Below are 19876 nucleotides of genomic sequence, written 5' to 3'. Positions count from 1 at the left end.
TCATGTCCAGCAAGAAAGCCAAGTCCGAGATGCCCACCGAAGCTCAGGCCCAGATGGCCGACCAGGTTGCCAATTTTGCCCAGAAGACCGTCGATCAGGCGCAGGCCGCCTTTGAGAAGGTCACCGAGGTGGCCCATGGCAACGTCCAGATCCTGGACGCGGCTGCCAATGCCTACAAGAACCGCGTGACCGACATTCATCTGAAGGCGATGGAATTCGCGCAGCTCAACATGAATGCCGGGTTTGCCTTTGCCCGCAAGTTCGTGGCCGTCCGCGACCCCGCCGAGGCCCTCAGCCTGCAGCAGTCCTTCTTCAAGGACCAGGCGGAGACGATGCAGCGCCAGGTCTCGGAACTGGGCGAGCTTTCCGTGGCCCTGGCCAAGGAATCGCTGAAGCCGGTTCAGGAGAGCGTGACCAAGTCGCTCGCCAGCTTCTCCAAGGCCGCGGCCTGACGTTCCTCCCTGGCTCCGGCGCTTCTCCCGCGCCGGCGCCGCAACTTGAATGGCCCGCCCCAGCCCGGCGGGCCTTTTTGTTGTCTTGAAATTCAGAGAAACTGCGGTTAGGAACCCCCGAAGGCGCCGAAGGTGATCCTTCTGCGTAGATGATGCCGCCTTAGCTCAGTTGGTTAGAGCACTAGATTGTGGATCTAGGGGTCCCCCGTTCGAGCCGGGGAGGCGGTACCACTCCCCGAGCGTCAATGTTTGAGCAGCGTCTCGGCCGCGCGAAGGTCGTCTTCTATTCCGGTGAGGCAGGCGATGAGCGCCCGAATGTCGCCTTCGTCTTGAATTGCCGTGACCGCAAGCCTCAGCACATGAACCTGGGCTTTCGCCCGCGCGAAGGCGTCATGCAGTTCATCGAGAGCTGGCGTCAGATCCCGTTCCAAGGTTGCGGTCCGATAGGTTGCCCTCTCGAATATTGCCCAACGTCAAAGTTGGGGCAATCACCCGCAGGTTGAATCGTGTGAGCGCTTCTTCAGTTCAGCCTGCAAGGGCCGCGAGCAGCCACTGCAGCCACAGGGCCAAGAGCCCGACGGCCGCCAGCAGCGCCCAGTCGAGAGGCTCGAACACCCAGCGCTCCCGCCGTTCGTTGTCGCCGCGGGACCGATCGGTCCGATTTTCCTGGTATCGCACTTTCTTGACCATGTGGATCGTTCCGGCTGAGGAATTACATTCTTCGAACGGCAATCTGGGCGGGAAAGTTCCTCGTCGGGCGGCGCACTATTCCTCACCGGCGCGGCGGAACCCCATGCGCCACAGAAGGTCGGCAGCGTGACGTCCGAGCCTGTCGACCTTGGCTTCGTCGAGCTCGGGGATCACTACATGGGCCGCTTCGTGGATCGCGATATCGAGAAGCGTCTTGTCGTCTAGTGCCGGGTCGATCTCGATCCGCCATTCATGGGGAAAGGCAAGCCCCCACATTCCGCGGTTGCGTTTATAGCAATATCGGATCCGGCGCATGTCCACCCCTCTATGAACGTGAGGCATAAACTGCGCCGCGCCCGAATAGTTCTAGGCTCAGAAGATCGCTTCGCCTGCGACGAGGCCCAGCACCAAGAAGATCACGAAGATCGCGATGGCGATGAAGAACAAGATCTTGGCGATGCTTGCGGCCCCCGATGCGAGGCCGGTGAAGCCAAAGGCACCGGCGATGATCGAGATGACGAGGAAAATGAGCGCCCACTTCAACATTCTGCAATCTCCCGTGACGTTGAGAAAGCCGCAACGGCACCAGGCGGCGGCGGGTTCCCCGCGCAGGCAGGCGGACTTGCCCTAAAGTCAGAACTTGCGGGCAGCCAGGATGGGGAAGGAGGCCGGAAGCTCCTTCGAGAGCACGAGGCTCCGCAACAGTATCACCGCGTCCCGGTAGCGGCCGAGCCTGTATTGCTCCTCGCCGAGTTCGGCCCTGAGCTGCTTCAGAATGCCAAGCATGACGTCCTCATAGAAGGCTTCGCCGGCTCTCCTGTCGGCGCTGAGCCGGGTGCCCCGCTTGATCCAATGCCAGGCGGCAAGAACATTGAATTCGGCTCGGGAGAGGTCCGTTCGGCCACCTGAACTCCTCCCCGAGAGCCAGTTCTCGAAGGTGAACAGGGCTTCGCGAATGGCGGCCCGGAACAGTTCCTCGTCCGGTGCCGGGCCGGGGACCTCGGCAAAGCTTTCGGCGAGTTCCGGTGCCTCGTCCCGTGTCACGTAGATCTGGTTGGGTGTCGGCATGCCGTCATTGAGGACCCGGGCCGCGGGGCCGACCTCCTCCGGGCCGGAGAGGATCAGCCCGTCCCAGCCGCTGCGCACTGCGCGCGCCGCTTCTTCCTTGGCATCGGTGCGCATCGCGGCGGAAATCGCCGGGATGCCGCGGCGGTGGGCGGTGCGCACGAGATGGGCGGAAACCGCCTGCTCGATCAGGAAGGGATCGGGCAGCGTGCCGCCCCTGCGGGAGAGTGCGAGGCGGGCGCAGGCGAGCGCCAGGCGATGGCCTCCGCTCGACACGGCGGCAACATGGTCGCGAAGTTCATGCAGGATCTCGTCGACGTCCCAAAGTCCTCCCGGCGTATCGATGCTCACCATCACCCGTACCGTTCCAGCGGGCAGGCCTAGCAGGCTTTGGGCCGCGACGAGGCCGTCGTTCCAGCGCCGGGCCTGCGTACGGGAGGAAACCCCGGTCAGGCACAGATAGGGGCCAGACGCTTTCGCCAACGACGTCTTGGCGGAATGAAACAGGTAAAGCGCAGCATCGAACAATCCGGCCGGCAGGGACTGGCCCCAGCTCTTGACCCGCGGCTCCTCGGCCTGGAGGGGGCGCACGCGCAACATGAGGGCGGGCAGCCGCTGCGGCAGCGACATCCGCTTTCCCGTCTCCGGATGGACGTGCTCCATGGCGCTGGTCCAGCGGTCCATGAGGTTCGCCTGGCCGGCCATGAGGCTGTCCCACTGCCAGGACGTCGCATCGCAGAGATCGGCGAGGCAGAGCCGTGCTCCGGAATTGAGCGCACCGAGGAGGCCCGGGCGGTGCAGGGGGGCAAGCAGGCCCGTTCTCAGGTCCTGGAATTCCCGCGCCGGCAGGGGCGCCTTCCAAGCCGCGGCGCGGATCGCCGCCGTCCGCTGCTGGAAGGAGGTGGGGATCGACTCCGAGGACGGCGGCGGTGGCAGGAACTGGGCAAGCGCGTCGATGAAGGCCAGCGCATCCGGCGATAGGACGCGAACATGCGCTTCGATCAGCGGAGGAGCGATGTCGAGACCTCTTCCGGACCGCGCCATCCTCCTACTCGGTCGTCCCGAGCTTTTCGGGCCGGGGCCCACCATAGGCCCAGTCGAGAAGCTCGATTGTGTGGAGGATGGGTATTGCCGTGCCGGAGCCGATCTGGGTCATGCAGCCGATATTTCCGGTGGCGATTGCCTGGGGCTGGAGCGATTCGATGTTCGCCACCTTGCGGTCGCGGAGGTTTCGGGCGATCTCGGGCTGAAGGATGTTGTAGGTGCCTGCCGAGCCGCAGCAGAGATGGCCTTCCGGCACCTCCATTACGCTGAAGCCGGCGCGGCGGAGAAGCTTCAGCGGCTCCGCCCTGATCTTCTGGCCATGCTGCATGGAACATGCGGAATGATAGGCGAGGCGGAGCCCGCCTGCTCCCTCCGGCAGGTTCTGTGCGGCGAGGAACTCGGTGACGTCCTTCGCCTTTTCGGCAATCGCCTTTGCCTTCTCCGCATAGGCCGGATCGAGGCGCAGCATGTGGCCATAGTCCTTGACGGTGGTGCCGCATCCCGAGGCGGTAATGATGACGGCGTCGACCTCGGCCTTGATCCACTGGTCCACCGAACGGCGGGCACGGGCGAGCGCATCTTCCTCCTTGCCCATGTGGTGGGTCAGCGAGCCGCAACAGGATTCCTCTCCTGATACCACCACCTCGAAGCCGAGGCGATTGAGCAGCCGGATCGTCGCCGCGTTGATGCCAGGATCGAGCACGCTCTGCACGCAGCCCATGAGCAGCGCGACGCGCCCCTTCTTCGGTCCTTGGGCTGGATAGGTGCCGGGCTGGCCGAAGCGCTCGGGTGCGGGCAGTGTCTTCGGCACCAGGCCCAGGAGCGCCGCGATCCGCGTTGCGCCGAAGGAGCGGGCCAGGGGAGCCAGCGGCGATGCGAGCTTGGCCGCGATGAGCGACAGCCGGAACAGCACGGGCCGCGGCATTGTGTAGGCCAGCACGTTGCGCAGCTGCCGCTCGAAGAGCGGCCTCTCGTAGGTTTCCTCGACATGGGCGCGCGCTTCGTCGATGAGGTGCATGTAGTGAACACCCGACGGGCAGGTGCTCATGCAGGAGAGGCAGGAGAGACAGCGGTCAAGGTGCTTGACCGTCTCGGCGGTGGCCGGTTCGCCGCTCTCCAGCATGTTCTTGATGAGGTAGATGCGGCCTCGCGGGCTGTCGAGTTCGTCGCCGAGCAGCACATAGGTGGGGCAGGTGGCGGTGCAGAAGCCGCAATGCACGCATTTGCGGAGGATGGTGTTGGCCTCCGCGATGCGCGGGGTTGCGAGCTGGTCTGTCGTGAACGCGGTCTGCATTACTGGCCCCGGTACATGCGGCCTGGATTGAAGATGTGGCGCGGGTCGAAGGAATCCTTCACGCGCGCAGAAAGCCCCGCGAGGGCGGCAGGCTGCGGCTGGAAGACTTCGACAGTCGCGCGCACGGCTTCGGCGGCCCGTATCAGCGTCGCATGGCCTGATGCGAGCTCCTGGCGCAGCAGCGCTGCCGAGGCGTCGGGCGCGGGAGGCACCTCGAGCCAGACGAGCCCTCCGGCCCAGTCGAAGAGATAGCGGATGTCGAGCCGCTCGCGCAGCGTGCGTACGAGCCGCGGCGCTTCCGAGGGCGTGACGGAGAGCCGCCACAGCGGGTGATCCGGGCGGTCGGCGAAGGCTGCCCCATCGCGGATCGAGCGCCACTGGGCGGCGGAGCTCTTCGCCGCCAGGACCTCGATCGGCCGGCCCAGGCTTCTTGCCAGCTGGTCTCTGCGGGAGGCGACGGAGGGCGCGATGCCCTCGAGCCTCAGATAGACGGCCTCTCCGGGAACGAAGGCGGCGGCGGACACCTCGCAAGACGACTGCATGGCGAGGCTCATGGCCTTCACCGCGCTCTCGTCCTCGAGATCGGTGAGGACGACCGTCTCCTCTGTCTCGGGAGCGGGCAGCACCTTGAGAATCACCGAGGTGAGGACGGCGAGCGTGCCGTAGGAGCCGGTGAGCAGCTTCGCGAGGTCATAGCCGGTAACGTTCTTGACGACCCGGGCTCCGGCCTTGAAGATTTCGCCCGTTCCCGTCACGCCGCGCAGCCCCAGCATGTGGTCGCGCACCGCGCCCGCCTTGATGCGGCGCGGGCCGGACAGGTTGCAGGAGACGAGGCCCCCCACGGTGCCGCCATGGGCGCTGCCGAGAAGGGCGGACCAGTCCGGCGGCTCGAAGGCGAGTTGCTGACCTTTCGCTCCGATCATCTGCTCCACTTCGGAGAGCCGCGCGCCCGCGCCGACCTCGAGGATCAGCTCCTCGGGTTCATAGGCGATGACCTCCGTGAAGCCCGACATGTCGAGCGTGGCCGCAGCCTGGACCGGCCTTCCGAGCGAGCGCTTCGTGCCGGTACCGATGATCTCGAGCGGTCCTTCGGCGGCAGCGACCATGTCCGACAGCTCCATTTCGGAGACGGGCTTCAGGCTCTGCTGCATCAGAACCTCGGAATCTCGGCGAAGGGGAGCTGGCCGCCGCGCACATGCATGCGCCCCATTTCGGCGCAGCGGTGAAGGGTGGGGAATACCTTGCCCGGATTGAGAAGCCCCTTCTCGTCGAAGGCGCACTTGACGCGCATCTGCTGGGCGAGATCGGTTTCAGAAAACATCTCGGTCATCAGGTCGCGCTTCTCGATGCCGACGCCATGTTCGCCGGTGAGCACGCCGCCGACCTTGACGCAGAGCCTCAGGATGTCGGCACCGAACCTCTCGGCCCGCTCGAGCTCGTCCGGGTCGTTGGCATCGTAGAGGATCAGCGGATGGAGATTGCCGTCGCCGGCGTGGAAGACGTTGGCAACGCGCAGCCGGTGCAGGCGCGAAAGTTCCGCCATGCCCTGCAGCACGTCCGGCAGGCGCTTGCGCGGGATGGTGCCGTCCATGCAGAGATAGTCAGGGGAAATCCGCCCCACGGCAGGGAAGGCCGCCTTGCGGCCAGCCCAGAACAGGAGACGCTCTTCCTCCGAAGCCGAGACGCGAAGCGTCGTCGAGCGGTTGGTCTTGGCGATCTGGGAGACGCGCGCGATCAGGTGGTCGACCTCGACCTGCGGCCCGTCGAGCTCGACGATGAGCAGCGCCTCCACGTCGAGTGGATAATCGGCGCGCACGAATTCCTCCGCCGCATGGATCGCCGGGCGGTCCATCATCTCCATGCCGCCAGGGATGATCCCGGCCGAGATGATGTCTGCCACGCACTGGCCGGCATCTTCGCTCGAGGGAAAGCCGACGAGCACGGCGCGCGCGGTTTCGGGCTTCTGGAGGATGCGGACGGTCACCTCGGTGACGACGCCGAGAAGCCCCTCCGAGCCCGTCATCAGGCCAAGGAGGTCATAGCCCTCGCTGTCGAGATGCTTGCCGCCGAGCCGCACCACCTCTCCGGTGATCAGCACCATCTCGATCCCCAGCACGTTGTTGGCGGTAAGGCCGTATTTCAGGCAGTGAACGCCGCCCGAGTTCTCCGCCACGTTGCCGCCGATGGTGCAGGCGATCTGCGAGGAAGGGTCGGGCGCGTAATAGAAGCCCCTGTGCTCCACGGCCCTGGTGATCCCGAGATTGGTGACCCCTGGTTGCACCACGGCGCAGCGGTTCTCGTAATCGATCTCGAGGATTCGGTTGAACTTGGCCATCCCCAGCAGGATGCCGTCGGCCAGGGGCAGCGCCCCGCCCGACAGCGAGGTGCCCGCACCGCGCGGCACCACCTTGATGGCGTTCTCATGAGCATATCTGAGGATCTCGGAAACCTGAGCCGTCGTCTCCGGCAGCACCACAACGAGCGGCAACTGCCGGTAGGCGGTGAGACCGTCGGTTTCGTAGGCTCGCATCTCCACGGGAGCTTCCACCACCCCTTCCCCCGGAACGATCCGGCGGAGCGCGGCGGCGATCTCGGCCCGGCGGCCGATGACCTCCGCGTCAGGAATGGGCATCGTGAGCATGGGGTTGATCTTTTCGGGTGCTGAGGCGTTCTACGGCCTCGCATTAAACCGCGATTCATCGCCATTGCAATGACAGAACATCGGAGAGCCGAACATGAAGACTGTGACGATCGCCATTCTGGCCGCGCTGGCCCTGCCCGCCGCCGCCCTGGCCCAGACGGAGAGCCAGACACCGCCGGCAGCGGCTCCCGCGGATCAGGCCGCCGTACAGGGCGATGCCGCAAAGGGCGAGAAGGTCTTTGCCAAATGCAAGGCCTGCCATATGGCGGATGCCGAAACCAACCGCGTCGGCCCTCATCTCAAGGGGCTGATCGGCCGCAACGTCGCCGCGGTGCAGAACTACAAGTATTCCGACGCGATGCACGAGTTCGCCAAGGCGAACCCGGTGTGGACCGAGGAGCTTTTCCTCACTTACATCGAGAACCCGAAGCAGGTGGTCCCGGGCACCAAGATGGTCTTTCCCGGCCTGAAGAAGCCCGAGGAGCGCGCCGATCTCCTCGCCTATCTCAAGACGAAGATGTGACCGCGAAACGCCTTGCGGGCGATCACGGGGGCTGGCAAAACCCGTCGCCGTGATTGCCCCGAGGTTCCATGCCCGATACGTCTCCCCGAATTGGTCTTTTCGTCACCTGCCTGGTTGATCTCTTCCGGCCGTCGGTGGGCTTCGCGGCGGTGAAGCTGCTGGAGGACGCCGGCTGCCGGGTCGAGGTGCCGGAGACGCAGACCTGCTGCGGCCAGCCCGCCTTCAACTCGGGCGACAGGGCTGATGCTGTGGCCCTCGCCCGCAACGTGATCGCCGCCTTCAAGGGCTATGATTACGTCGTGGCGCCATCCGGCTCCTGCGGCGGAATGATCGTGAAGCACTATCCCGAACTCTTCGAGCCCGGCACGACGGACCATGAGGACGCAGTTGACCTGGCGGGCCGCACCCATGAGCTCGTCTCCTTCCTCACCCGGGTGATGAAGGTGGATAGGGTGAACGCCGCCTTCCCCGCACGCGCGACCTACCATGACTCCTGTTCGGGCCTGCGTGAACTCGGCATCAGGGCGGAGCCGCGCCAGCTGCTGGCGAGTGTCGAAGGTGTGAGTCTCCGCGAAATGACCGACTCCGATGTCTGTTGCGGCTTCGGCGGCACCTTTTGCGTCAAGTATCCCGGCATCTCGAACAAGATGCTGGAGAAGAAGGTGAAGCACATCCATGCGACGGGTGCCGATACGCTGATCGCGGGCGATCTTGGCTGCCTCATGAACATGGCGGGGAAGCTGAAGCGCGAGGGCTCGGCCGTGAAGGTGCGCCACGTGGCCGAGGTGCTGGCCGGGGACACCGGGACCCCGCCCATCGCGGAGGCCGAGTGATGGAAATGTCCAGCACCGCCTTCCCGCAGAACGTTTCTAAGGCCCTGGCCGACGGCCAGCTGCAATATGCCATGACGGAGACGGGCCCGCGCTTCATCGCCAAGCGCTCCAAGGCGCGCGAGGCGCTGCCCGAGTTCGATCGCCTGCGCGACCAGGCGCGCGACATCAAGAACCACGTGCTCGACCATCTCGACCTCTATCTCGAGCGCTACGAAGAAAAGGTGAAGGAGGCGGGCGGCCACGTCCACTGGGCCCGGACTGCGGAGGAGGCGCGCGCCGCAATCCTCGGCATCTGCCAGCGGGCAGGCGCGAAGCTCGTCACCAAGGGCAAGTCGATGATCTCGGAAGAGATCGACCTCAACCACCATCTCGAGGCCAATGGCATCACGCCCGTCGAGACGGATCTCGGCGAATACCTGATCCAGATCCGCAACGAGCGGCCGAGCCACATCATCGCCCCTGCCGTGCATCTCACGCGCGACCAGGTGGAGGCCGATTTCCGCAGGACACACACCCATCTCGACCCAGCCCGCGACCTGACCGAAATCCCGGCCCTGGTCGAGGAGGCCCGCAGCGTTCTCCGCCAGAAATATCTCGATGCCGATGCCGGAATCACGGGCGCCAATTTCCTGGTGGCCGAGACCGGCACCTCGATCATCGTGACCAACGAGGGCAACGGCGACCTGACGCAGACTCTGCCCCGGGTTCACATCGTCATCGCCTCGATCGAGAAGATCGTGCCGACGCTCGAGGACGCCGCCACCATCCTGCGTGTTCTGGCGCGCTCGGCGACCGGGCAGGATTTCTCGAACTACACCACGCTCTCCACCGGCCCCCGCCGCCCGGGCGACTCGGACGGCCCGGCGGAATATCACGTCGTCATCCTCGACAACGGCCGGTCGAACGTGCTCGGCACCGAGTTCCAGGACATGCTGCGTTGCATCCGCTGCGGCGCCTGCCTCAACCACTGCCCGGTCTACAATGCGGTGGGTGGCCACGCCTATGGCTGGGTCTATCCAGGCCCTATAGGTTCTGTGGTCACGCCAGCCCTGGTCGGCATCGAGAATGCACGCCACCTTCCCAATGCTTCCACCTTCTGCGGTCGCTGCGAGGAGGTTTGCCCGATGCGCATTCCGCTGCCGAAGATGCTGCGCCACTGGCGCGAGAAGGAATTCGAGCGCCACCTGCAACCCGCCTCCATGCGCTGGGGCATCAGCCTCTGGGCCTGGCTCGCGAAGCGGCCTGCCCTTTACCGGAAGGCGACCGCACTCGCCGCGCGCGTCCTCACCAACCAGGGGCACGGCAAGGGCAGGCTGGGGAAAGTGCCACTCGCCTCCGGCTGGACCGAGTTCCGCGACTTTCCGGCCCCCCAGGGGAAAACCTTCCACCAGCTCTGGAAGGAGCGCCGCCGATGAATGCGCGTGAGCAGATCCTCGCCCGAATTCGGGACAAGCTGCCGAAGGCGCCCGGTGAGGCGCGCCGGGCTGCGGTGGACCACAGGCTGGCGGAACACCCGCGCAACCTTATACCGGAGCGCGGCATCGGCGATGATGAGCACCGCATGCGCGTCTTCACCGAGCTGATGCAGGCTGTCGGAGGCACCGTTGAAGTGCTGGACGACGTCAACGACGTGCCGCATGCGGTTGCGGCCTATCTCCGCAACGCCAACTTGCCGGCCCGGGTGAGGCGCGGCGCCGATCCGGTGCTGGCGAAGCTCCCCTGGCACCGCGGCGGCGCGCTCGAGGTTACGGTTGGAAGGGCGGAGGACACCGACCGCGCCTCGATCACGCGCGCCTTCGCGGGCGTGGCCGAATCCGGCACCGTGATCCAGATCTCCGGACCAGACAATCCGACGACGCTCAACTTTCTGCCCGAGGCGCATATCGTGGTGCTCGAAGCATCATCGATCTTCGCGGGCTACGAGGAAGCCTGGACGAAGCTCCGCAGGCAATTCGGCGAGGCACGCATGCCGCGCACCGTCAACATGATCTCGGGGCCTTCGCGCACCGCCGACATCGAGCAGACCATCGTGCGCCCGGCCCATGGCCCCAAGAACATGCATGTCATCATCGTGCGCGGCGCCTGAGGCCTTCTCCCGTGCAAGGCTTCCCTGTGCGGAAGGCTTTTGACTTATGCCGCAATCGCCGTCATTTTGCGGCCATGCGTCATGAGCACCGGCTCGAGGCCGGGCGAAACCAAGGGGGCGACAGATGAAGCTTTTGCGCTACGGTCCGGCGGGCAAGGAAAAGCCCGGGCTGCTCGACAAGGACGGCAAGATCCGCGACCTCTCCGCCGTGGTGCCCGACATCACCGGCGAGGCGATCGGAGCGAAAGGCCTCGCGCGGCTCCGGAAGATCAAGCCGGAATCGCTCCCCCTCGTGCGCGGCAAGCCGAGGATCGGCGCCTGCATCGCCAATCCTCAGAAGTTCATCGCCATCGGCCTCAACTATTCCGACCACGCCGCGGAGTCGGGCCTGCAGGTGCCGAAGGAGCCCGTGGTCTTCACCAAGCAGGTGAGCTGCCTTTCTGGCCCCTATGACGACGTGACGCTGCCGCCCAAGTCCAGGAAATCCGACTGGGAGGTGGAGCTGGGCGTCATCGTCGGCACCAGGGCGAAGAACATCAAGAAGAAGGATGCGCTTGCCCACGTCGCCGGCTATTGCACCATCAACGACCTTTCCGAACGCGAATTCCAGGCGGAGCGCTCCGGCCAGTGGACGAAGGGAAAGTCCTACGACACCTTCGGGCCGGTGGGGCCGTGGCTGGTGACGGCGGACGAGGTGCCCGACCCGCAGAAGCTCCGCATGTGGCTCGAGCTCAACGGCAAGCGCGTGCAGGACGGCTCGACCGCCACCATGGTGTTCGGCGTCGCGCACATCGTGGCCTATCTCTCGCAGTTCTTCACGCTCATGCCGGGCGACATCATCACCACCGGCACGCCGCCGGGCGTCGGAATGGGCATGAAGCCGCCGGTCTATCTGAAGCCCGGCGACACCATGCGCCTCGGGATCGACGGCCTGGGCGAGCAATTCCAGAAAGTGCGCCGGGACAGGTGACGCTCACAAGGGGGAAGCGGTTGTGGTTGCCCCATCCGCCCCGTTCCTCTAGATAACCCGCCAATTCGAGCGAGTTGTCTTCGAGATGATCAAAGAGCACCGGCCCAAGGCGCGCGTCGCCAAGGGCTTCCGCGACATTGGCCCGGACGAGATCCGCGGCACCCGCCGCATGCTGGCGAAGATCCAGGAGGTCTACGAGGCCTATGGCTTCGAGCCGGTCGAGCAGCCCTTCGTGGAGTACACCGAGGCACTGGGCAAGTTCCTGCCCGACCAGGACAGGCCCAATGCAGGCGTCTTCTCCTTCCAGGACGATGACGAGCAGTGGCTCTCGCTCCGCTATGACCTGACCGCCCCGCTCGCCCGCTTCGTGGCCGAGAACCAGCAGAAGCTGCCCACGCCCTACAGGAGCTACCGGCAGGGCTGGGTGTTCCGCAACGAGAAGCCGGGCCCCGGCCGCTTCCGCCAGTTCATGCAGTTCGACGCCGATACGGTGGGTTCCGCCTCGCCTGTTGCCGATGCCGAGGTCTGCATGATGGCGGCGGACACGATGGAGGCGCTGGGGCTGCAGCGCGGTCAATACGTGATGAAGTTCAACAGCCGCAAGCTGTTGACGGGGTTCACCGAGACGTTCCAGATTCCTCAGGACGTTGAACTCATTTGGCTTCGCGCGCTCGACAAGCTCGATCGGCTGGGAAAGGAGGGTGTTGCTCTCCTGCTTGGCGAGGGCCGCAAGGACGAGTCAGGCGACTTCACGAAGGGCGCAGGGCTTAGTGAAAAGCAGATCGAGGCCAGTTTGTCTTTCGCGACCTCGCTTGTGCTCGACGCGCGCTTTGTTCAGGACAGCAAAACTGGCGAGGAGGGACTGCGCGACCTCGAGGCCATGCAGGGGCTGTTTGCAGCTGCGGGCTACGGCGCGGACCGCATCCGCTACGACTCCTCCGTCGTCCGCGGGCTTGAATACTACACCGGCCCCGTCTTCGAATGCGAACTGCTGATGGAGACGAAGGACGACGAGGGGCACATGGTTCGCTTCGGCTCAGTAGGCGGCGGCGGCCGCTACGACGACCTGGTCGCCCGCTTCACAGGGCAGCAGGTGCCCGCGACCGGCTTTTCGATCGGCGTGTCGCGGCTCTACTCGGCGCTGAAGCTGGTGGGCAAGGCGGAGGAATCTTCAATTCTCGCCCCCGTCGTCGTCCTGGTCATGGACAAGGAGCGGCAGGGCGATTACTGGCGGATGGTGCAGCACCTGCGCCAGGGCGGCATCCGCGCCGAGATGTATGTGGGCACCGCCGGCATGAAGGCGCAGATGAAATATGCCGACAAGCGCGGCGCGCCGCTCGTGGTGATACAGGGCGGCGACGAGAAGGCGAGAGGCGAGGTGCAGATCAAGGACCTGCGGCTCGGCGCCGAGCTTGCCAGCCACATCGCCAGCCACGAGGAATATGCCTTGAAGCGCCTGGCGCAGGTCTCGGTGCCGGAGGCAGATCTCGTTTCCGCCGTGAAGAAGGCGCTGGCCCAGTGAGCCGCAATGGCCGGTAAGCCCAGTTCGGAACGCGCCGCGCTGGAGCGCCAGAACCAGGCGCTGATGGCCGTGTTCGAGCGTGCCGGATTCGAGCACATCGCGCCCGACATCATCCAGCCCGCCGACATCTTCCTCGAGCGCTCTGGCGAGGACATCCGGGCCCGCACCTTTGTCTTCACCGATCCTTCGGGTGCCGAGATGTGCCTGAGGCCGGATCTGACCGTTCCGGCCTGCCGCTTTCACCTGAGTCACGCCGGCAACCCCGCGGATGAGCGGCGCTACTGCTATCTGGGCCCTGCCTTCCGCTATCCCGACGAATTGCTGAGCCCGCAGGAATTCACCCAGGCCGGACTCGAATGGTTTGGCGCGCGGGAGCCCGCCGCTGCGGAAGCGCGAGTGCTGAAGCTCACCATTTCTGCGCTCGAGGCGGCGGGACTGTCGCGCTACCGGGTTGGCTTCGGCGACCTCGGGCTGTTCTCGGCCCTGCTTGCCGACACCGAAATGCCGGAGCGCTGGCGGCGGCGTCTCAGGCACCACTTCTGGCGGCCGCATGCCTTCAGGGACCTTCTCGAATCCTTCTGCGCCGGGCGCTCGGCCCGCCGCACCTCGATTTCACCGCTGGTCGACCGGGTGGCGGGCGGTAATGCGCTGGCGGTGGTCGAGGCCGAAATCGGGTCGCGTACGATTCCGTTGGTCGGCGGTCGCGACCTCGCCGAGATCGCCGAACGCCTCGCCAACAAGGCGGCTGACCGGCAGGAGACGCCGCTCGATCGGAAAAAGGCGGAGGCCCTCAACGCCTATCTGGCGATCACAGGCGAGGCCTCGGGAATGGACGGGCATTTCGCCGCGATTGCCGGAGGTGGGCGCTTCCAGGGCGCACGGGAGCACTACGCGCGGCGCCTCTTCGAAATGGAGGAGTTGGGCCTCAACCCTCGCCGCTTCCGCTTCGCGGCGGGCTTCGGCCGCGAACTCGAATACTATACGGGCTTCACCTTCCAGATCGAGGCCGACACGCCGCATGGGCCGGTGGCCGTGGCGGGCGGCGGACGCTACGACGATCTCCTTTCGGACATGGGCTCTCCGGTGCCGGTTCCGGCGGTCGGCTGCGCCATCCACACCGACCGGCTGAAGGCGGTGCTGGCGTGAGCGTCATCACCCTTGCCATTCCCTCCAAGGGCCGTCTCATGGAAGCCACGGCCGAGCTTCTCGGCAGGGCTGGTTTTTCGATCGAGAGGCTGGGCGCCGAACGCGGCTATCGCGGGCTCCTCAAGGGCCTGGACGGCGTGGAGGTCGCTTTTCTCTCCGCCTCGGAGATCGCCCAGAGCCTCAGGGACGGCAAGGTGGACCTCGGCGTCACCGGGCAGGACCTGCTCAACGAGAAGATTGCCCCGGCCGACCCCGCGGTCGAACTCCTGGTGCGGCTGGGTTTCGGCCCGGCGGACGTCGTCGTGGCGGTGCCCGAATGCTGGCTCGACGTCGCCACCATGGCCGATCTCGACGAGATCGCCGAGAGCTTCTACGAGCGCCACGGGCGCCGCCTCCGTGTGGCCACCAAGTACCACAACCTGACCCGGCGATTCTTTGCCGAAAAAGGGGTGACGGGATACCGCATCGTCGAGAGCCTCGGTGCCACCGAGGGCGCCCCCGCGGCCGGCATTGCCGAGATCATCGTCGACATTACCACCACAGGCTCGACGCTTGCCGCCAACAGTCTCAAAATCCTGGACGATGGGGTGATCCTGAAGTCCTCCGCCGTTCTGGCGTGCCGGGCCGCCTGCCTGGGAGATCCGCGGGCCCAGCGCCTCCGGGCGGTGCTTTCCGCCATCACCTGATTGTGTGGAGCGTTTCCACCAGAACTGCGTTAGGCTTCAGGCCAGCGCTCGAACCAGGGAGAACGCCGATGAAGCTCATTCTGTCTGCCGCCGCCCTCCTCGCGGTGATCGCGATGCCCGCCGTGGCTGAGGATGCGGTGGTGGCCCAGCCCCAGCCGCAGGCCCCGGCCGTCGAGGACATCGTCCCGGCCGCCACGCAGCCCGCGATGAGCGAGGCCCAGCCCGGGACCGAGACGGGAAGCCAGTCCAAGGCCTCTGCCAAGGACCATGGCTGCGGTTCCCGGCAAACCGTCTACCTCACCAATTGATTTCTGCAAGCGTGTGCATGCGCCTCTCCCTGCCGCTCCGCGGCAGGGATTTTCTTTGCCGCGCCGCCAAGCCATGAATTTGACGAAACCGGGACTTAGCGCCAAAGGTCTTGTGACCACGTGATCGAATCGGGAGAGAGACAAGGATGCGGACCTTCGGAATCGCGGCATGGGGCCTTGCGGCCTTGCTGGCGGCGGGCGGTGCGGCGGAGGCCGCGAGTTGCGGCAATTCGGCCAAGGGCTTTCAGGGCTTCCTGAAGCAGTTCCGGCAGGAAGCCGCGGCTGCCGGCGTGGGCGAGCGTGGCCTTTCAGCTCTCGACGGCGTCGAATACCAGCCTTCGATCATCAAGAAGGACCGCGCCCAGAGTGTATTCTCGCAGAGCTTCCTGCAGTTCCAGGCCCGCATGGTATCCGATTACCGCATCAAGGAAGGCGCGGCGATCCTCAAGCGCAACAAGAAGCTCTATGACGCGATCGAGCAGCGCTATGGCGTTCCGGGGGAGGTGCTGATTGCCTTCTGGGCTTTCGAAACCGACTTCGGCAAGAACATGGGCGACTTCGAGACCATCCCTTCGCTCGCCACCCTGGCGTGGGACTGCCGCAGGCCGGAGAAGTTCCGCGAGCAGCTCCTCGGTGCGCTAAGGCTTTATGACAATGGCGATCTCGAGCTCGATGACATGCGCGGCGCCTGGGCGGGTGAGATCGGCCATACCCAGTTCCTGCCCAAGGAATATTTCGAAACGGCTGTCGATTTTGACGGCGACGGCCACCGCAACCTGAAGCGCTCGATCCCCGATGCCATGGCCTCGGGCGCCGCTCTCCTGGTGAAGCACGGCTGGCAGGCAGGCCAGCCCTGGATCGAGGAGGTGAAAGTGCCGGCCGAGCTTCCCTGGGACCAGGCTGACATCGCCATCCAGCATCCGCGCAGCCAGTGGGTGAAGTGGGGCGTGAAGGGCGCGCATGGCAAGCTCAGGGCCGACAATCTCCCTGCCTCCCTGCTTCTGCCGATGGGCAAGGACGGCCCGGCGTTTCTGGCCTATGAGAACTTCACCACCGCCTATCTCCTGTGGAACGAGTCCCTCGTCTACTCCACGACGGCCGCCTATCTCTCCACCCGCATTGCCGGAGCGCCCAAGCTCAGCCCTGGCCGCGCTCAGGTGAACCCGCTGTCATACGAGCAGATCAAGCAGTTGCAGGAAATTCTCGTCTCGAAGGGCCATGACGTGGGCGAGGTCGATGGCAAGCTCGGCCGCGCCACCCGTGCGGCGGTGAAGGCGGAGCAGATCCGGATGGGCTGGCCGGCCGATTCCTACCCGACGGTCGAGTTCCTCGAGTCGCTCCCCCGCGGCTGATCACTCCCGCCGCAGCGCCTCGATCGGGTCGAGGCGCGCGGCACGCCTTGCCGGAAAGAAGCCGAAGACGACCCCGATCACGGCGGAGACGGCGAAGGCGAGAGCCACCACGTTCGGATCGGCGCTGAAAGGAACATCCATCAGCGCCGCACCGGCCCCGGCAAGCGCCAGTCCCAGTGCGATGCCGATGACACCGCCGAACAGGGCGAGCACCACCGATTCGACGAGAAACTGGGTGAGCACCTGGCGCTCGAGCGCGCCGATCGCCAGCCGGATGCCGATCTCGCGGGTCCGCTCGGTGACGGACACCAGCATGATGTTCATGATGCCGATACCGCCCACCAGCAGGGATACGGCGGCCACCGCCCCGAGAAGGCCTGTCATGATGGTCGTCGTCGAGGCCATGGTGCTGGCGATCTGCGTCATGTCACGGATGGTGAAGTCGTCTTCCGCGCCCGGTGCTATCCGGCGCCTTTCGCGCAGGATGTCCTCGGCGTCGCGCTGCACACGCGCGATGTCCGAGGCCTCCCTCACCGAGATCGCGATCGTGGAAATCCGCGTATTGCCGGCGATTCGCCGGTGATAGGTGCGCAAGGGGAGCACCACGATCGCATCCTGGTCGGAGCCGAAGGCGGACTGGCCCTTGGGCCCCAGCCTCCCGATCACCTCGCAGGAGAATGTGCCGAGCCTCAGGCGCTCGCCGATCGGCTCTTGCGTGCCGAAGAGTTCGCGCACGATGGTCGTGCCGACGAGGCACACGGAGGTGCCGGAGCGGATCTCTCCCTCCGTGAAGGTCCGGCCTTCCTCGACCACCCAGTCCTGAACGGTGAACCAGTCGGTGGTGGTGCCGGTCACGGTGGTGTCGTAGTTGAGGGCGCCGAAAACGGTCTTGACGGTCTTCTGGGCGGTGGGGGCGACGCCGCGAACGCCGCTCAGCCCCGATTTAAGTGCCGCCACGTCGCGTTCCTCGAAGGCCCGGCTGTCCCCGCCGCCGCCCGGGCCGAAGGTGCTCTGGCCAGGCCTCGCGATCAGCATGTTGCTCCCGAGCTTGGCGAGGTTCTCCTGCACCTTCTGCGAGGCGCCGCTTCCCAGCGTCACCATGGCAATGACGGCGGCCACGCCGATCACGATGCCGAGCAGCGTCAGGACCGAGCGCAGCACGTTGCGACGGATCGACGACATGGCGAGCTTGACGGTCTCCCACAGCATCAGGCAGCGACCCGCGCCACATCGCTGGCGATCCGCCCGTCGACGAATCGGATCACGCGGTGGGCATAGGCGGCCATGTCTGGTTCATGCGTGACCATCACCACGGTGAGGCCGCGCTCCTCGTTGAGGCGGGCGATCAGTTCCATGATCTCGCGGCTGCGCTGCGTGTCGAGATTGCCGGTGGGCTCGTCGGCGAGCAGAAGGAGCGGGTCGGTCACGATGGCGCGCGCGATCGCCACGCGCTGCTGCTGGCCGCCCGAAAGCTCGCCCGGCGTGTGGTGTTCGCGGCCATCGAGTCCCACCAGGTGAAGGGCCTCGCGCGCCCTCTCACGCCTCTCCTGCCGCCCCATGCCGCGATAGATCAGCGGCAGTTCGACGTTCTCGATGGCGGTTGTTCGGTTCAGCAGGTTGAAGCCCTGGAAGACGAATCCGATGAAATGCCGTCTGAGCAGCGCCCGCTGGTCGCGGGTGAGCCCGTTCACCTCGACGCCGGAGAAGGTGAAGCTGCCGCCCGTGGGCCGGTCAAGGCAGCCGATGATGTTCATTGCCGTCGACTTGCCGGAACCCGACGGCCCCATGATGGCGATGAATTCGCCACGCGCGATGGAAAGATCGACACCGGCCAGCGCCCGGACGAGGCCACCTCCCTGGCCATAGAAGCGGGTGATGCCGCGAAAGGCGATCAGCGCGGTGTCTGCCCTCACGGCTTGGTCGCCCGCGTAGACAGGATTACCTCGTCACCCTCCTTGAGCTCTCCGGAAACGATCGCCGTGTCCTTGCCGTCGCTCACGCCGGTCCTCACCTTGACAGGCTTGGGAACGCCGTTTTCCAGCACATGCACGGTGCGCTCACCGTCGGCCGGAGGTGCCGATCCGCGCTCGCTCCGGGGCATTCTCGGAATGAAAAGGCTGGTGACGCTGAAGCCGCGCGATTTTTCGACCCGTGGCGGAGCATAGCGCAGCGCCGCGTTGGGCACCGCCAGCGCGTCCGGCACCTCTTCCGTCACGATTTGCGCCGTCGCCGTCATGCCAGGTCTCAGGAGAAGGTCCCGGTTGTCGACCGTCAGCACCGCCTTGTAGGTCACGACGTTGTCCGTCACCTCGGGCGAATACTCGATGCTGTCGATTACCGCGGGAAAGCTCCGGCCCGGATAGGCATCGACCGTGAATGTCGCCTTCTGGCCCGGCTTCACCGCGCCGATATCAGCCTCGTCGATGTCTGCTTCGAGCTGCATCCGAGCGAGGTCCTCGGCGAGCGTGAAGAGGACGGGCGCCTGCAGAGAGGAGGCCACCGTCTGGCCGGGCTCCGCATCGCGCTTGAGAACGATGCCGTCGACGGGCGAGAGAATTCGCGTCTTGGCGATGTCTGTCTGTTGCATGGCCAGTTCGGCCTTGACGACCTCGATATCGGCCTCGGCAGCAACGACCCCCGCTTGCGCGCGCGCCTCCGCGGCCCTCGCCGTATCGAGGTCCTGGGTTGATGAGATGCCCTGGCGGCTGAGCCGTTCGGAGCGTTTGAACGCGATCTGCCTCTCCGTGAGTGTCGCCTTGGCATCCGCGAGCCGGGCCTCGGCGGCGGCAAGCGAGGCCTTCACCCGGGCGAGCTCCGCCTCGAGGCGCTCGGTGTCGAGTTGGGCCAGCACGTCGCCCTTTCTGACCTGGCTGTTTGCCTTGACGTTGACGCTACGTATGACTCCTGATCGCTCGCTCGAGACCTCGACCTCGGTCGTGGGCTGAACGTTGCCGGTGGCCTGCACCTGCACGACCAGCGTCTTTCGGCCAACCGACGCCGTGTCATAGCTCACCGTCGTGGACCCGGAGTCGGCCTGGAGTATCCACCAGAGGCCTCCGGCGGCGAGCAGAAGCACGAGCGCCAGCCAGACGAGCCGGCGGCGCCACAGTTTGCGGCGGCTCCTGGTGTCGAGCCCCAGGACGGCTTCGATTTCGGCGGGGCCGGGCGGAGTTTGGACGTTCATGGGCCTTCCAGCGGTTTCACGGCAGTATAGACGCAATGAGGGCGCAAATCCGGCGCTTCTCGCTTTCCGCAGTCAAGCCC

Annotated in this window: 22 protein-coding genes and 1 tRNA gene; 12 read left to right on the top strand and 11 right to left on the bottom strand. The window is 65.8% G+C overall.

What is annotated here, in order from left to right; genetic code table 11:
* The first annotated feature begins 2 nt into the window (after nt 1–2).
* Together ACK4HL_RS08940 and ACK4HL_RS08935 are read left to right on the top strand one after the other, a co-directional pair.
* Complete coding sequence (locus tag ACK4HL_RS08940) at nt 3–452, top strand: phasin family protein (protein WP_409758864.1); 450 nt, start codon at nt 3–5, stop codon at nt 450–452.
* A 154-nt stretch (nt 453–606) separates the two neighbouring features.
* Nucleotides 607–683: transfer RNA gene (locus ACK4HL_RS08935), tRNA-His, on the top strand.
* Nucleotides 684–694: 11 nt separating this feature from the next.
* Here the strand turns inward: ACK4HL_RS08935 and ACK4HL_RS08930 are convergent.
* From ACK4HL_RS08930 to ACK4HL_RS08895, 8 genes are all read right to left on the bottom strand, one after another.
* Entirely contained in the window at nt 695–883 is a 189-nt protein-coding gene (locus tag ACK4HL_RS08930) for a hypothetical protein (RefSeq protein WP_409758861.1), read from the bottom strand.
* 94 nt (nt 884–977) lie between these two features.
* Nucleotides 978–1142, bottom strand: a complete 165-nt coding sequence (locus tag ACK4HL_RS08925) for a hypothetical protein (RefSeq protein ID WP_409758858.1) — start codon at nt 1140–1142, stop codon at nt 978–980.
* A 75-nt stretch (nt 1143–1217) separates the two neighbouring features.
* Entirely contained in the window at nt 1218–1418 is a 201-nt protein-coding gene (locus ACK4HL_RS08920) for a hypothetical protein (protein ID WP_409758855.1), read from the bottom strand.
* A gap of 96 nt (nt 1419–1514) precedes the next feature.
* Nucleotides 1515–1688 (bottom strand): DUF1328 domain-containing protein, encoded by a 174-nt coding sequence (locus tag ACK4HL_RS08915; protein ID WP_409758852.1) that lies wholly within the window; start codon nt 1686–1688, stop codon nt 1515–1517.
* An 87-nt stretch (nt 1689–1775) separates the two neighbouring features.
* A complete protein-coding gene (locus ACK4HL_RS08910; RefSeq protein WP_409758849.1) occupies nt 1776–3251 on the bottom strand; it encodes a hypothetical protein in 1476 nt (491 codons plus the stop codon).
* A 4-nt stretch (nt 3252–3255) separates the two neighbouring features.
* A complete protein-coding gene (gene glcF / locus ACK4HL_RS08905; RefSeq protein ID WP_409758846.1) occupies nt 3256–4545 on the bottom strand; it encodes a glycolate oxidase subunit GlcF in 1290 nt (429 codons plus the stop codon).
* Nucleotides 4545–5696 (bottom strand): glycolate oxidase subunit GlcE, encoded by a 1152-nt coding sequence (glcE, locus tag ACK4HL_RS08900; RefSeq protein WP_409758843.1) that lies wholly within the window; start codon nt 5694–5696, stop codon nt 4545–4547. The genes glcF and glcE overlap by 1 nt, the downstream gene beginning before the upstream one ends.
* Nucleotides 5696–7186, bottom strand: a complete 1491-nt coding sequence (locus ACK4HL_RS08895; RefSeq protein ID WP_409758840.1) for an FAD-linked oxidase C-terminal domain-containing protein — start codon at nt 7184–7186, stop codon at nt 5696–5698. The genes glcE and ACK4HL_RS08895 overlap by 1 nt, the downstream gene beginning before the upstream one ends.
* Nucleotides 7187–7280: 94 nt before the next feature.
* On the opposite strand from ACK4HL_RS08895, the gene ACK4HL_RS08890 reads away from it, so the two are divergent.
* From ACK4HL_RS08890 to ACK4HL_RS08845, 10 genes are all read left to right on the top strand, one after another.
* Complete coding sequence (locus ACK4HL_RS08890) at nt 7281–7709, top strand: c-type cytochrome (RefSeq protein ID WP_409758838.1); 429 nt, start codon at nt 7281–7283, stop codon at nt 7707–7709.
* Between the two features lie 68 nt (nt 7710–7777).
* Nucleotides 7778–8542: a (Fe-S)-binding protein gene (locus ACK4HL_RS08885; protein ID WP_409758835.1), complete on the top strand. Its 765-nt coding sequence runs from the start codon at nt 7778–7780 to the stop codon at nt 8540–8542.
* The gene (locus tag ACK4HL_RS08880) at nt 8542–9957 is read left to right on the top strand and encodes a LutB/LldF family L-lactate oxidation iron-sulfur protein (RefSeq protein ID WP_409758833.1); all 1416 of its coding nucleotides are present in this window, start codon (nt 8542–8544) and stop codon (nt 9955–9957) included. The genes ACK4HL_RS08885 and ACK4HL_RS08880 overlap by 1 nt, the downstream gene beginning before the upstream one ends.
* Nucleotides 9954–10628 carry a lactate utilization protein C gene (locus tag ACK4HL_RS08875; RefSeq protein WP_409758830.1) on the top strand — a complete coding sequence of 225 codons (675 nt, stop codon included), beginning with the start codon at nt 9954–9956 and terminating at the stop codon, nt 10626–10628. Before ACK4HL_RS08880 ends, ACK4HL_RS08875 begins: the two co-directional genes overlap by 4 nt.
* Nucleotides 10629–10752: 124 nt before the next feature.
* Complete coding sequence (locus ACK4HL_RS08870) at nt 10753–11598, top strand: fumarylacetoacetate hydrolase family protein (RefSeq protein ID WP_409758827.1); 846 nt, start codon at nt 10753–10755, stop codon at nt 11596–11598.
* An 85-nt stretch (nt 11599–11683) separates the two neighbouring features.
* Nucleotides 11684–13120, top strand: coding sequence for a histidine--tRNA ligase (gene hisS / locus ACK4HL_RS08865; protein ID WP_409758824.1), 1437 nt, complete (start codon nt 11684–11686; stop codon nt 13118–13120).
* Nucleotides 13121–13126: 6 nt separating this feature from the next.
* Nucleotides 13127–14266: an ATP phosphoribosyltransferase regulatory subunit gene (locus tag ACK4HL_RS08860; protein WP_409758821.1), complete on the top strand. Its 1140-nt coding sequence runs from the start codon at nt 13127–13129 to the stop codon at nt 14264–14266.
* Nucleotides 14263–14952: an ATP phosphoribosyltransferase gene (gene hisG / locus ACK4HL_RS08855; RefSeq protein WP_409758818.1), complete on the top strand. Its 690-nt coding sequence runs from the start codon at nt 14263–14265 to the stop codon at nt 14950–14952. The genes ACK4HL_RS08860 and hisG overlap by 4 nt, the downstream gene beginning before the upstream one ends.
* A gap of 68 nt (nt 14953–15020) precedes the next feature.
* Entirely contained in the window at nt 15021–15260 is a 240-nt protein-coding gene (locus ACK4HL_RS08850) for a hypothetical protein (protein WP_409758815.1), read from the top strand.
* A 146-nt stretch (nt 15261–15406) separates the two neighbouring features.
* Nucleotides 15407–16612 (top strand): lytic murein transglycosylase, encoded by a 1206-nt coding sequence (locus ACK4HL_RS08845; RefSeq protein ID WP_409758812.1) that lies wholly within the window; start codon nt 15407–15409, stop codon nt 16610–16612.
* Here the strand turns inward: ACK4HL_RS08845 and ACK4HL_RS08840 are convergent, their stop codons facing one another.
* From ACK4HL_RS08840 to ACK4HL_RS08830, 3 genes are read right to left on the bottom strand one after another with little or no spacing between them, the layout of a single operon-like run.
* Nucleotides 16613–17821, bottom strand: coding sequence for an ABC transporter permease (locus tag ACK4HL_RS08840; RefSeq protein WP_409758809.1), 1209 nt, complete (start codon nt 17819–17821; stop codon nt 16613–16615). It lies immediately after the preceding gene.
* The gene (locus ACK4HL_RS08835; protein WP_409758806.1) at nt 17821–18525 is read right to left on the bottom strand and encodes an ABC transporter ATP-binding protein; all 705 of its coding nucleotides are present in this window, start codon (nt 18523–18525) and stop codon (nt 17821–17823) included. Before ACK4HL_RS08835 ends, ACK4HL_RS08840 begins: the two co-directional genes overlap by 1 nt.
* Nucleotides 18522–19796, bottom strand: a complete 1275-nt coding sequence (locus ACK4HL_RS08830) for an efflux RND transporter periplasmic adaptor subunit (protein WP_409758803.1) — start codon at nt 19794–19796, stop codon at nt 18522–18524. The genes ACK4HL_RS08835 and ACK4HL_RS08830 overlap by 4 nt, the downstream gene beginning before the upstream one ends.
* Nucleotides 19797–19876 lie beyond the last annotated feature (80 nt).

The organism is Aestuariivirga sp. (assembly GCF_046294715.1).
Taxonomy (GTDB): Bacteria; Pseudomonadota; Alphaproteobacteria; order Rhizobiales; family Aestuariivirgaceae; genus Aestuariivirga.
The sequence above is the reverse complement of the archived record's forward strand: the minus strand, read 5'-3'. Positions and strand labels throughout refer to the sequence as shown.